General features: G+C 41.5%; 10 protein-coding genes, 3 pseudogenes and 1 riboswitch. Of the genes and pseudogenes, 6 read left to right on the top strand and 7 right to left on the bottom strand.

Annotation, left to right across the window (positions count from 1 at the left end):
* Positions 1-129 precede the first annotated feature (129 nt).
* Positions 130-785 (top strand): annotated as a pseudogene (locus JCM19033_RS01240) (TrkA family potassium uptake protein).
* A gap of 203 nt (positions 786-988) precedes the next feature.
* Positions 989-2675: pseudogene (locus JCM19033_RS21780) on the top strand (BCCT family transporter).
* Between the two features lie 172 nt (positions 2676-2847).
* On the opposite strand, the gene JCM19033_RS01260 reads toward JCM19033_RS21780, so the two are convergent.
* Entirely contained in the window at positions 2848-4260 is a 1413-nt protein-coding gene (locus JCM19033_RS01260; protein ID WP_054634986.1) for a phospholipase D family protein, read from the bottom strand.
* A gap of 272 nt (positions 4261-4532) precedes the next feature.
* Between JCM19033_RS01260 and JCM19033_RS01265 the strand changes: the two genes are divergently transcribed.
* The 4 genes from JCM19033_RS01265 (at position 4533) to JCM19033_RS01280 (ending at position 6914) form a co-directional block, all read left to right on the top strand.
* Positions 4533-4973 (top strand): Rrf2 family transcriptional regulator, encoded by a 441-nt coding sequence (locus JCM19033_RS01265; RefSeq protein ID WP_054634987.1) that lies wholly within the window; start codon positions 4533-4535, stop codon positions 4971-4973.
* A gap of 171 nt (positions 4974-5144) precedes the next feature.
* Positions 5145-5549 carry a CrcB family protein gene (locus JCM19033_RS01270; RefSeq protein ID WP_054634988.1) on the top strand — a complete coding sequence of 135 codons (405 nt, stop codon included), beginning with the start codon at positions 5145-5147 and terminating at the stop codon, positions 5547-5549.
* A complete protein-coding gene (locus JCM19033_RS01275) occupies positions 5546-5875 on the top strand; it encodes a CrcB family protein (RefSeq protein WP_269757908.1) in 330 nt (109 codons plus the stop codon). The genes JCM19033_RS01270 and JCM19033_RS01275 overlap by 4 nt, the downstream gene beginning before the upstream one ends.
* Positions 5876-6080: 205 nt before the next feature.
* The gene (locus JCM19033_RS01280) at positions 6081-6914 is read left to right on the top strand and encodes an MBL fold metallo-hydrolase (RefSeq protein ID WP_054634989.1); all 834 of its coding nucleotides are present in this window, start codon (positions 6081-6083) and stop codon (positions 6912-6914) included.
* A 16-nt stretch (positions 6915-6930) separates the two neighbouring features.
* On the opposite strand, the gene JCM19033_RS01285 is transcribed toward JCM19033_RS01280, so the two are convergent.
* The 6 genes and pseudogenes from JCM19033_RS01285 to JCM19033_RS01305 form a co-directional block, all read right to left on the bottom strand.
* A complete protein-coding gene (locus JCM19033_RS01285; protein WP_054634990.1) occupies positions 6931-7449 on the bottom strand; it encodes a hypothetical protein in 519 nt (172 codons plus the stop codon).
* A gap of 204 nt (positions 7450-7653) precedes the next feature.
* A pseudogene (gene mgtE / locus JCM19033_RS01290) lies at positions 7654-9016 on the bottom strand (magnesium transporter).
* Positions 9017-9287: 271 nt separating this feature from the next.
* A riboswitch (M-box (ykoK) riboswitch) is annotated at positions 9288-9450 on the bottom strand.
* Between the two features lie 112 nt (positions 9451-9562).
* Positions 9563-10876 carry an aldehyde dehydrogenase gene (gene aldA, locus JCM19033_RS01295; RefSeq protein ID WP_306301182.1) on the bottom strand — a complete coding sequence of 438 codons (1314 nt, stop codon included), beginning with the start codon at positions 10874-10876 and terminating at the stop codon, positions 9563-9565.
* Complete coding sequence (locus JCM19033_RS26975; RefSeq protein WP_306301183.1) at positions 10813-10995, bottom strand: hypothetical protein; 183 nt, start codon at positions 10993-10995, stop codon at positions 10813-10815. The genes aldA and JCM19033_RS26975 overlap by 64 nt, the downstream gene beginning before the upstream one ends.
* 83 nt (positions 10996-11078) lie before the next feature.
* A complete protein-coding gene (locus tag JCM19033_RS01300; RefSeq protein WP_306301184.1) occupies positions 11079-12608 on the bottom strand; it encodes a BCCT family transporter in 1530 nt (509 codons plus the stop codon).
* Between the two features lie 116 nt (positions 12609-12724).
* Positions 12725-13456, bottom strand: coding sequence for a hypothetical protein (locus tag JCM19033_RS01305; RefSeq protein ID WP_054634991.1), 732 nt, complete (start codon positions 13454-13456; stop codon positions 12725-12727).
* Between the last annotated feature and the right edge of the window lie 88 nt (positions 13457-13544).

Consider the following 13544-nt stretch of genomic DNA (forward strand, 5'->3'; position numbering starts at 1 on the left):
GACAAACCATTGTTTTCCACTTATCGTATCTAGTGGCAGTATTTATTTGACTGTAAGAGCTAGAAGCATGTGACTGGGCCGCACCGTCCCGGACCTGTGCTGCGAGGATGTTTTAAGAAAGAGGGGAACATGGTGAAAAAGCAATTTGCCGTCATAGGATTAGGACGTTTTGGCGTAAGTGTCTGCAGAGAATTATATAGCTCGGGCATGATGTACTGGCAATCGATGTGGTTGAAGACAAAGTCAGTGAGATGGTTAATTATTCTACCCACAGCGCAGTAGCAGATGGAACTGATGAGAAATCACTTCGAAGCTTAGGGGTGGGAAATTTTGACCATGTGATCGTAGCCATCGGCGATAACCTTCAAGCCAGCATTTTATGCACCCTGCTCTTAAAGGATATGGATATAATGCAAGTGTGGGTCAAAGCCCAGAACTACAATCACCACAAAGTATTAGAAAAAATAGGCGCTGATAAGATCATCCATCCCGAACATGACATGGGAAACCGCATAGCCCAGCACCTTATTTCTGATAAGGTTATTGATTCTATCGAACTATCTGAAGAATATGCCATTGTGGAGATAGGCGTTTCTAATTCTATACACAACCGCTCGCTTATTGATTTAGATATCCGAGCCAAATATGGCGTTACTGTTTTAGCAATTAGAAGAGGAAAAGATATTAATATTTCCCCGCTTGCTCATGACAAAATCTATAAAGATGATATTTTAATTGTAATTGGGCACAAAAATGATTTAAAACGTTTTGAAGCAGTTACGTAAGTTCCGTTTGTACTTAATTAAGATAGGGAATACTACAGCCATAATAAAAGAGTAAGTGAACGGTGGTAACACTTATCAAACGAGGCTGTACTATTCCCTTTTTCTTTCCCTTTTTCAAACAATCTGTCCTTTTCCCATTCAGCTCTCTGGTACATTGAATAATAATGCCCTGTTACCTACATCTTAATTATTGGAGGGAGATTATGAGTGAAGAAAAGTATACTTATGAAACAAAAAAGCCGGACATCGTCTTTACAGTGTCGGCTATTTTAGTGGCGGCATTTGTTGCCTGGGGGTTTATCAGTCCTTCCCATTTAGAAGCAACAGCCACGGCCGCCCTTAACTTTACAATCGAAACCTTTGGCTGGTTTTATATGATTGTTGCTGCTTTTTTTGTGGCCTTTGTTATTTTCTTAGCCGTCAGTCCTTTTGGAAAGCTGCGGCTCGGTAAACCAGAAGACAGGCCCGAGTATAAATTCTATACGTGGCTTGGAATGCTGTTTTCAGCAGGTATTGGCGTGGGGTTTATCTTTTGGGGGGTTGCTGAACCAGTACTTTATTATGTAGATACTCCTCTTGGCCAGGACGTAGAAACCGAAGCACAGGCAGCCCAACTGGGGCTTCGATACGGAGTCTACCACTGGGCGTTTCACCCATGGGCCATTTTCTCTCTTGTTGCTCTAGCTTTAGGCTACGTGCAGTTTCGAAAAGACCAGCCGGCCTTATCAGTTCAGCCTTTTACCCATTAGTAGGAAACAGAGCTTACGGAGCCTTTGGAAAAGGCATCGATATCTTTGCTGTTCTTGCAACCTCTACAGGAGTTGCTACCACGTTCGGTCTTAGTGCCATGCAAATCAGCGGAGGGCTCTCCTATTTAACAAACATCCCAAACAACGTTATCACCCAAATGATTATTATTGGGATCGTAGCTTTTTTGTTTATGTTCTCAGCAGCAACCGGCGTAAACAAGGGCATTCGTTACTTAAGCGTTATCAACCTGACAATCGGAGCGATTCTGCTCCTGTTTATGATTGCCGTAGGGCCAACCGTTTATATTTTTGAAAATATTACCACTACTCTTGGCGGCTATATTGCTAACCTTGTCCCTATGAGTTTAACGCTGACACCTTTTACTGACAGTGTGTGGCTGGGATCCTTTACAATTTTCTATTGGGCCTGGCATATTGCTGGGCACCATTCATGGGGCTGTTCATCGCCCGTATTTCAAGAGGACGAACAATCAGAGAATTTGTAGCTGGCGTCTTAATTGTTCCATCTCTTCTGGCTGTCGTTTGGTTTACAGCCTTTGGCGGCTCGGCTCTATATCAGGAGATCTTTCATGATGCAGGCATTGCCGCGATTGTCATGGATACTGTAGAGCTTGCTCTCTTTGCCACTCTGGCTGAATTTCCCCTTGGCGGCATTATGAGTGCGCTGGCGGTTATCCTCATTGTTATTTTCTTTATCACATCTGCCGATTCAGCCTCCTATACGCTGGGAGCCATGACGTCACAGGGAAGCTTAAATCCTACCTTGTATGTAAAGCTGGCATGGGGCTTCTTAATTGCCGGGACAGCAGCGGTCCTGCTTCTTTCCGGCGGCCTTGAGGGACTCCAAACCGCATCTATTGTGGCTGCCCTGCCATTTTCATTAATCATGCTTGTTATGGTTGTCTCTATGATGAAAATGTTTATCCAGGACCTAAAGAAAGAAAAGAACCAGGCTCGAGAACGTGAACGAAGACGATTGAAAGAAGAAATTCTTACGGAGCTTGAGGAAGAAATAGAGGACTTCAACCGTGATACATCGTCTTCACCAGCAGAGCAAAAGAAAAAACCTGGAAAAAAATTAATAAACAAAAAGAACAATCCAGAAGATAAAGAAAAGTAATAAGAAAAGGGGCTGGGACAAAACTGTCTCTAAAAAGGAATAAAAGGTGTCAGTTATCGGTTTTGATAGCTGGCACCTTTTTGTTGATCAGAAATGGGTTGATGGCTATAGCAAAAGCCCTCACCGACGGCGAGGGCCTTCTTATTAGCTGGATTTTGTGCCAGCCTCTTTATTAGTAGGTCGATAATTTCAGGAGCTTTTGGATACGGTAAATGAATTTTAAAAATCGGGAAGAGCTTTTGTATGTTTCATAAGCAGCGGTGTGCAAGCCATCTTCGTTGTTCCAGAGACGATTAAAAAACGCTATGGAATCCTTGATTGCCTCATTGCTGACATTGCCTTGGATCTTAACATTTGACTCCAGATTTAAATTTTTCAGGTTCCTTCGAGTGAAGTTTGCTGATCCTGCAATAATGATCGCTTGTTCACCCCGTTTTAAAATAAGCATCTTAGGATGAAACTGCTCTCCCTTTGTTTCATACCATCGTATCTTGATTTTGTCAGCAGTTCTGTTCTTAAGCTCTTCAGCTACTGGCACATTAGGGAGTCCTATTTTAGACTGACCGAAAGCTTCCATGTTCTGGTCAAAGATTATCTTTATTTTTACCCCGCGCCTTGCTGCATTAACCAGCTGTCTAATCATTTTTCTCTCTGATAAATAGAGAGTTGCAATCAGAAGCTCATCACCAGGCTGAGCATCCTCTATTATCTTCAAGGTATCCTTCCATATTTGCCCCTCGGTTAAGACCTGGACGGAGGATTCCCTTTCTTTTACAGGTGAAGAAGATCCTGGCTTCCAAACCGGAAGCTCATGAACTCCGCAATAATCAACGACTGCTTTTTCAGATTCCAATATGTCTTGAATCATTCTCCCTCTGAAAGAATAGCCAATATTTGCATGGTAGGCACTTGCATCATGAGGATTAGCAGAGGTTATTAGTCCCTCTTTTTCAGTAAGGATTACTTTTCGATGATTGGCTTTTATATTAAACATATACAAATAAGCGCGAAGCGTCAGCTGAGGGTGCACTGAGCTCACTGGATGGGGGAGCCATCCCTGACCTCTCACTCCAAGCCATCGTATATAGCTTCTCCAAAATCCTGAAAACAACGGATTGGAATCCCGGAGAAGTTCAAGCTTTGTTATCACTACCTCTACCCCATGCTCTTTTAACCTTTCAATATGAGGAGACTCATGAAATCCGTACACAGTGTTTACGGGATCAGTGATAAATAAAATTCTCATCTGAGGTTTATCTTGTTTCTTTCGGATAAGTTCCTCTGTTAATTGATCAGCCAGAGGAGGGAACTTTACTTTTTCTTTGTAGTAATCATTAAATAAAAACAAATCACAAACGATAAATTCCTCAGCCTCTTCTATCATTGAACATACTTTGTCATATAATGGTGTTTCCCAATGGCTTTGCTGTTCAGTATCATAACGCAGATTATAATGAAAACGGATAGCACTATCATTATGAATCTTTCCCCGGTAAGAAAGACCTTTGGGCAGCGGCTTATAAATACCGTACACCATGACTGCTAAAGGAATGAGCCAAAAAAGCTTTTTCAGTAATTTCGTCATACATGTAAGGCCGTCCTGGCGGTCCTGTTCCCTCCTTTACAACACCTGGCTATTATTTATTTTTTCACTAAAACTTCTTTTCCCCTTCTCTATCTTTCCCTAAACCCGAGCAAAGAGAACTGAAAAAGAACGTTTTTCCAGTTAAAAACTATGTAAGATAATTATACTTAGTATTGGTAAAAAAATTTTCACTGTATTACACTGATTTTATAGGATACAGGAGTTATTATATACTTTCCTTATCCCGCTTTCTTCGCAAAGGAAGGGATGTTATGCAACTTACAATCTATACCGATTATTCGCTAAGAGTTCTTCTTTATTTAGCTACTGTTCCCCGTCCCTCATTAACAAGTATTCGGGAAATTTCTGATAGCTATAATATTTCCTACCACCATTTAACAAAGGTGGCCCACGAACTAGCTAAAACTGGTCTTATCACTACCATAAAAGGAAGAAATGGAGGTATACGTCTTGCCAAAGATCCTGAGGACATTAACTTAGGATGGGTTGTCAGGCAAACAGAAGATAACCTGGACTTAGTTGAATGCTTTAACGCTGAAAAGAATACTTGCATTTTATCAGGTAGATGCCGCCTTAAAGGAGTACTTAAGGAAGCCCTTCACGCCTATTTAAGTGTTCTTGATAAATATACCCTGGCGGATATGCTTACAAATCCTGAGGAGCTGAGCCTTCTCTTGAAAACGCTGAAATAGTCTATTGTTGAGAATAGACTATTTTTTATTGCTTTTATCCTGTACCTGGTATATCTGAGCCCATCACACACTACCGCTCACGCTCACTTTTGTATGCTGCCTGCTTCCATGGTAATATATATTCTTATGAGGGTATTGTCACCCACATTTTGTGTCTGCAGGGGGAAAACCATGAAATGGATAATCATTGCTGCTGTATTTATTGGCGGGGCAGCAGGGACGTATTTTCGTTATATCATTAACTTTCAAACACTTTTCTTAGGATACCCAATTGGAACCATTATAGAAAATATTTTAGGAAGCTTTCTTCTTGGTTTGTTTGCCGGCCTTATTACATATATCTCCCTCAAAGAATGGGTAAAGGCAGGGTTTGGAGCAGGGTTTTGCGGCGGATTTACTACCATGTCAACTTTGGCTGCTGATACCTTTTTTCTAGCGGGGATTCACCCTGTAGTCCAGCCATTGGTCTATCTATCTATTTCTCTTATCGGCGGTTTGACATTTGCCTTTACAGGTTTCTTCCTTGGTCTGAAAATAGGAAAGAAGCAAAAAAGCCGTGAGGTGACCATACGATGAATATTCTCTGGGTGTTAACAGGCGGTGGATTAGGAGCCGTTGCAAGGTATCTGGCGGGCGTATGGCTTATGAGTCGTTTTCCCGAGCCTCCCTTCCCTGTAGCTATGCTCATCGTGAATCTTGTGGGTTCTCTGGGACTCGGCTTTTTCTTTGGTTTATATTTTCAGGCGATTCCCCTTGAAGCTTATGATGATTCATTGTACCTTTTCCTGGGGTTGGGCTTTTTTGGTGCTTTCACCACTTTTTCCACCTTTAGCACCGAAACAGTAACCTTCTATACAAGAAGAAGAAAAAGCAGGCAGCTTTCTATGTACTTTTCTCTATAGGCGGGAGCATTATTTTATTTTTAGCTGGTTATCTATCATCTTTATTTATGTTAACTGCCTTTTAAAGGTTCTTTTGCATTCCAACAATCTGCTTTGACTGCCAAGTGTGTTGCCCCATATCTTTTTGGAGAGCGTCATGTTTCCTGCCACCGCTTGTATTTATAGAGCTTAAAGAAAAGTTATTATTGGAAGAAGGTCTTTTAGAATGTTTAGAAAAGTATCCACCTCTTTAAAAAAATATAAAGACATTTACTATATACAAGGCAGAGTGGAGTTGTTCGGGCAAGTTTTTCACTTTTACCTGTACGCTCCCCCCGGCTTAATGGTGGATTCAGGGCCTCCCTGCGCGTCTGAGGCAGCCTTTCAGCTTGCTCAGGCTGTCAGGCCCTCCGGCATCTTCCTAACCCATCATCATGAAGACCATTCCGGCAATATAAAGAGTCTGGCAGAAGCAACTGGAGCTTCTGTTTACATGGGTGAGCAGACAAAAGCTGAGTTGAAAAAGGGCTTTGACCTTCCCTTTTACCGTAAAGCAATGTGGGGAAATCCTCACAGCTTCTTCGATGGAGAAGCAGCTGATAAACACTTGCAGATTGATTCAAAAACATTTGAAGTCATTTATACACCAGGACATTCGTTTGACCATTATGTTTTATATGATCCTGACACCACTCATCTCTATACCGGTGATTTATTTCTGGGAACTCATTTAAAATATGGAATGAAGGAAGAATCAGTTCCTGATATGATTGCGTCCCTTGAAAAAGTCCTCGCATTAAAGGTAGGCAACGTATTCTGCGGGCACGCTGGCATTGTACCTAAAGGAAGAGAAGCATTGGAAAAGAAAAAAGAGTTCTTGGAGTGGCTGCAGGAAGAAACACTTTATTACCACTATCAAGGTTTATCCTCCAAGGAGATTACCCGCCTGCTTTTTCATAAAGGCAAGACAAAATCCGTTCTTACGACAGGAGATTTTCTCCTCGCCACCTGGTTAACTCTATATTGTCTGCTAAGCAACTATAAAAAGCCTGCTCTCTAAACGAATGAGCAGGCTTTTAATATACTTTTCTTTTATTCATTCTATAAATTGACCACTTTCCCGCTTCTATACTAAAAATAGCAATATGACTAGGAGAAGAGGACTCGCTGTGTATCATCATTTCCGAAACTGCCTCTGCAATCTGAATTTTAACCTTGGCCTCTTTTTCAAACAAATACCCTTTCAGCAGCCGCTGCTCTCGTACAAGAGGCACTGTCAAATGTTTCGTAGAAAGAGCTCTCGGAAACTCTTTATATTGTACATATCCGGCCAGGTAACCATCTTCATTTTCAATGCGAGGAAGGAGGTGGTTCGCAGCATGGATGAGCCATAAATAGTAAAGGGTATCACTAGTAAACCACAGAGGAGAAACCTTATCTCTCCAATGCTTTTTCATGATGTCTAACAGCTGGATCTCCGTGCGTTGGTCAGGAGCAAGAAGCAATGACTCAGCCACAACGTTATTGACAGCTTCCTGAACAGCAATTTTCCAACTTTCCATGCCTTCGTTTGAAAATTGATTCCTTACGAACAAAAGAATCGCCCCCTTTACTCTTACTCTCATTCTACTTGACAAAAAAACCCTTTGTAAATAAAGATTTTGAACTATTAGCCATTTTTACACAAAAACCAATAAATCTATCCAGCATTTACGTTTTTTTGCATGTTTGGAATGAAAAAAGCCGGAGATTCATTGTAAGAATCTCCGGCTCACGCTTTTCACAATTCGTAGCCATATTTATAAATACTGAAGAAGAGAAGTTGCTATGCTGAAGTAAATCAGCAGTCCAAGTATATCATTTACTGTTGTAATGAAAGGACCAGAAGCGATAGCAGGATCAAGCTTTAATTTATTAATAATCAATGGAACCGTTGCCCCTATAACTGTAGATATGGTTAAAGAAAGGAAAATAGAAGTTCCGACTATAAAGGCTAATAAGATGTTGCCATCATATAAAATAGGGATCAAGCCCATGAGTACGATCGCACATGCTAAACCAATCATCATCAGTGCCAAGCTCTCTTCGAAGGATTTTAAAAAGACCCTTCTTCTCTAAAGAACCTGTCGCAAGACCACGGACCACAACGGCTAGTGATTGAGTTCCCGTATTACCAGCTGAATCCATAATTAACGGGATAAAAGCCGATAGTATTACAATTGCTTCTAATGTTTCCTCAAACTGGCCAATCACTCCAGCAGTTATCATACCAAAAAACATCAGCAGAATAATCCAGGGTGACCTCTTTTTAGCTGCTTCGAAAGCTGTAACATTTACGTCTGTTGCCCCTCTTGAAGCAGAGAATTCCCCAAGATCTTCGGTTGCTTCTTCTTCAATAACATCAATAACATCATCAACAGTTACAATCCCCACAAGTTCATTTGTACTTGTTACCACTGGTGCTGCCAGGAAGTCATATTTCTGGATAAGGTTGGCCACCTCTTCCTGATCAGTGTTCTCATGCACTGAGACCACTCGCGTACTGATGATATTTATAATCGGTTCATCCGTTGCTGCAATAATCAGATCACGAAGAGAAACAACACCTGCCAATTTATTATACTCGTCAGTTACATATAAGTAGTAAACTGTTTCTGCATCGGGTCCTTCTCTTCGTAGTAATTCGATCACATCTGCCACTGTATCAGTAGCCTTAATAGAGATAAACTCTTTGGTCATAATGGCCCCGGCTGTACCTTCCTCATAAGCCATAAGCTCTTTAACATCCTGGGCATCCTCTTTATCCATTGCTTTTAATATAGCAGATACTTTATCCTCCTGCAGTTCACCGAGAAAATCTGCTACATCATCTGCGTACATGTTGTTAAACATCTCTGCAGCATATTCTTTATCCAGCTCCAGGGCGATCTCTTTTTGATCATTTACTTCCAGCCCTTCAAAGATAGCTGCAAATTCTTCGGGGCTTAGGTATTCATAGACACGAGCTCTTTTTTCTTGATCCAGGCGGCTGAAAAGATCCACCTGATCAGCTGGATGAAGCTCTAAAAAAGCATTTCTAAATTGCTCAATGGCTTTGTTTTCCAAAATATCGAGTATATTATTCATATACTCTTCTCTGGTATGATCATTTAACTTAACCATTGCTCTCCCTCCTTCTTAAAAGAGGATAGAGTCCCTGATTCATTAATTTACTTTGTTTTTAAAAGTATCCAAAATGAGGGAATCGATCCTCGCACTGACTTAAAAGCCTTATATACTACACTGCACCTAAAACTGGAATCCGGACTGCTGTCCATAAAATTCCCTCACCTCCTAAAATTTTTCTGAAACGTCTTCTTTAACTGAGTAAAAAAAGCGCCCTCCACAAATGGAGAGCGCTTATTAAATCAGCACAAAGATGCTCAAAACAGAACATGCTACCCATTCGTAGAGCTTTAGCACTGTACGGCATAGGCTATGCCAGCTGCATTAAAAACCACCTTATATCGATGGTTCCTGTTGACCCATTGGCGTCTTTGGACATTTTTGGGCAGCAGCGTCTCTCCGTACAGGAGCCTCACCTAACGAGAAATATTACGTTTTTCCAACACAAACATGAATATACGCTGATTTCAGAAACCTGTCAATGCATTTTCTGCAATTTGCAAAGATTCTCTTTCGCTAGATGTCTTTTTCTTGATCGTTTACTTATCGTTCGTATTCCATATACGCTACGGTAGTAATAAGAAATTCTTCTAATCCACGTTTTCCATCAGCTCCGCCTATTCCTGATTTTCTCCAGCCAGCATGAAATCCTTGCAACGCTTCAAAATTCTCCCGATTCACAAAGACTTCACCAAATTCCAATTCATTAACACCCTGCATCACTTCATGATAATTTTCTGTAAAGATAGAAGATGAAAGGCCGTATTCTGAATCATTTGCCATGACGATAGCTTCTGAAAAAGAATGATACGTCGTAATAGGAAGAACCGGACCAAAAATTTCTTCCTGCATGATATCCATTTCTTGGCCTACATTGGTTAATATCGTTGGTTCAAAGAAATAACCCTTTTCTGTGTCTGCTCTCTGTCCGCCTGCCAGCACTTTAGCACCGGCTGCTTTTGCTTTTTCCACAGCTTCCGAAACAGAATCCAGCTGATTCTTACTTACAAGCGGCCCCATTTCGATGTCTTCCTTAACCAGGGGATTCCCGTAACGTATTTCCTTTGCTTTTGTTACAATTTTATCAATAAATTCATCTGCTACTTCTTCCTGCACATAAACTCGCTCAGCATTCGTGCACACTTGTCCGGAGTTAATAATGCGTGATTCAATTATTTTTTCTGCAGCAAGATCCAGGTCAGCATACTTACTGACGATAGCTGGAGCTTTTCCCCCAAGCTCGAGATTTACTTTTGTTACGTTCCGCGCGGCAGCCTCCATTACTTTTGAACCAGCTGGAGTACTGCCTGTTAAAGAAATCATGCTTACTTTCTTGTGTGAAGCCAGAGGAGTGCCAACAGAAGAACCGGTTCCAGTAACTAATTGAAAGATCCCTGGAGGCAGCTCTGATTCATGAATAACCTCTGAAAATTTAACAGCGGTTAACGGGGTTTGCTGACTCGGCTTAATGATAATGGAACACCCGGTTATCAAGGCAGGAGCAACCTTTCTTGCCAACACAAACATCGGGAAATTCCACGGTACGACTCCTGCAACCACTCCAATTGGTTTCTTTAACAAAATAATATTTTCATTTTGGCGGTCACTATTAATGACATCACCTTCGTATCGTCTAGCCCATCCGGCCATGTACCGGAAGTATTCAATTGTAATATCCATTTCATCGCGGGCAAGTGGCAGTGTTTTTCCTTGTTCCTTAGTGAGGAGCTGAGCAAACTCCTCTTTTCTTTCTTCAAGCCTGTCAGCAATAAAAAGTAAGTACTTCCCCCTTTCTATTGCCGGGCGTTTTCCCCACTCTCTTTGTGCCCGAGACGCCGCCTTAACAGCTTCTTCCACATCATATTCGTTTCCGTTAGGAACCTTCCCAAAATTTCTTCAGTGGCCGGATTTTCTACATCAATATATTCATGGGTTTTACTTTCTACAAAGTTACCATTAATGTACATTTTTTCCACTTTTAGTCCCTCCAAGGAAAGCAATCTGTAGTGTTATTTCCCCAGGACCAGGAAAAGAAAACGGGGAACAAACAGAGAAGTTCTTATTCTTCTTCCTTTTTCACACCAATAGGCTCTTGTTGATAACCCTCTTTCAAAGATCGATGGATAGCGAAAACCATTACTAACAAAATCACAGTAAAGGGAAGAGCGATGGTAATTGCAATTGCTTGTAACCCTTCAATGCCTCCACTTAGCAGTAAGGCTGCAGCGATCGCTGAAATCAATAATCCCCACACGACAAGAATTGTGTTTGCCGGTTCCAGATTTCCACGTGAAGAAAATACACCAAGTACATAGGTTGCTGAATTTGCAGATGTAATAAAAAAGATTGTAATTAATATCAATGCAGCAACACTTAACAGAAAACCTAGAGGCAAGGTTTCCAGGACAATAAACAGTCCCGCTTCCGGCTCCTCACTGATAAGCTGAGATAAACCCGCACCCATGGTAATGTCAAGGTGAAGTCCTGTTCCTCCAAAAGCTACAAACCACAGAGCAGAGACTGCTGTAGGTACTAATAATACCCCGAATATGAATTCCTGAACTGTCCTTCCTTTTGACACTCTAGCTATAAACGTACCAACAAAAGGACTCCAGGAAATAAGCCAAGCCCAATAGAAAAAAGTCCATTCGCCTACCCACTCATTGTCTGTGTAAGGGGTGGTAAAAAAGGACAAAGAAACAAAGTTACTTATATACGAACCGACCGTCATTGTAAAATGTTCCATAATAAATAGAGTGGGACCTACAATAATTACGGTCACCATTAAAATGCCGGCAAGGGTGAGATTTCCTATACTCAGGTATTTCATTCCTTTATTGATGCCGGTAAGTACAGATGTTAAAAACACAAGGGTAATGATGGCAATGATACTCATTTGCAGAAAGTTGTCATTCTCCAGCCCTATAACCTGAGACAGGCCTCCTCCCACCTGCATTGTACTCAGACCAAGAGAGGTAGCAATCCCTATTACTGTACTTACTACCGCAATAATATCTATCCATTTTCCGATAGGTCCTTTTACTTTCTCCCCTAGAATAGGATAGAAGGCTGAACTAATTAAGCCAGGGAGGTTTTTTCTAAACTTGGCAATAGCCAGTGCCAGTGCCACTGTTGCGTATATAGACCAAGGGTGAATCCCCCAATGAAACACCCCATAAAGAAGACCCGTCTCGGCAGCATGCTGTGTCCCCGGCTCAACTCCTTCAGGAGGATTTACAAAATGAGACATTGGTTCAGCCACACCCCAAAACACAAGACCCACACCCATACCAGCTGCAAATAACATTCCGATCCATGTATAGTAAGAATACTCAGGCTCATCGTCTTTTTTTCCAAGCTTAACATAACGATAGGGGCCGAGCCCTAGATAAAAACAGAAAAAAACGAGTACAGCGGTTGCCATTACGTAAAACCATCCAAATGTATCTATCACTACTTCCAAAGCGGAAGCCATGTTCATCTCCATATGCTCAGGCCAAATAAATCCCCACAAGGTGATAAGGGTCACAACTGCAGCAGAAACAATGAAGACCATGCCTGTTAAATTCCCATCTGACTTTTTACCCACCTTACGCTGCCTCCTTTTCAAGTGTTCTCTTTCTTATCTAACCTTCAACACGTCCAGACAAACATTATCAAGAAGCTTCTCATTACGAGAAGCTCCTTCCAATAAAACAGTGACATCTACCATTCAAAGAAAAATTTAATTCCCATAACAAACAGTGTGTACGACATAGCCCCAAGGGCAAACGTTGGAAAATGAGCGTTTCTTTCCGATGGGAGCTCATTCTTGAGGACGTTTAATATAATTGCCCCAGATACAAAAGCAAAGATGATAGAAAGAACAAAAGAAGAAAGGGTTACCATCATACCCATGATCCATCCTGCTATAATGCCTCCAGCCAGAACAAAACGTCCTGTCCGATTGTAACGTTCCTTATCTTCTCGCCATAAATCATGTGCGATGGCCATAAAATGAAGCCCAATCGCTGTAGAATAGAAGACAGCTTGAATGCCTTCCACCTCAGTGGCAATAACGATATAGGCGATCATAAAATTATAGATAGAAAAGAATATAACCTGTACCCAGAAAAAGGAACCTGACTTCCCTTTTTCACCCTGCTTCTCATTACGAGCATCCACAGCTTTTTGCATGCCGTAAAACATCAAAAGGCCCAGCAAACCAAAGAAATAGAGCTCCGACTCCATAACAAATTCTTCAGTGGTCTGGGCGCCAAAATCCTGCTGTTCCTCATGCAAAGCAGGCAGAATATAAACAAATACATAGGCACAAGCAACTCCGCCGGAAAACGAAAGCCACTTTAACTGCCTTACCCTGGCAACAGGCAATATATTATTTGCTAAAAGGTGAATCGTGATAAACACCAGTCCTGTAATAATCGCATCAATAGCCATGGCTTCTTCCCCCTGAAAACATGTCTGCCAAAAGGCTTGCTCTTTTTCTTCTTCCTGTGAAGAGAAAACCTTAAACCTTATTTCGACC

The organism is Thalassobacillus sp. C254 (genome assembly GCF_001310615.1).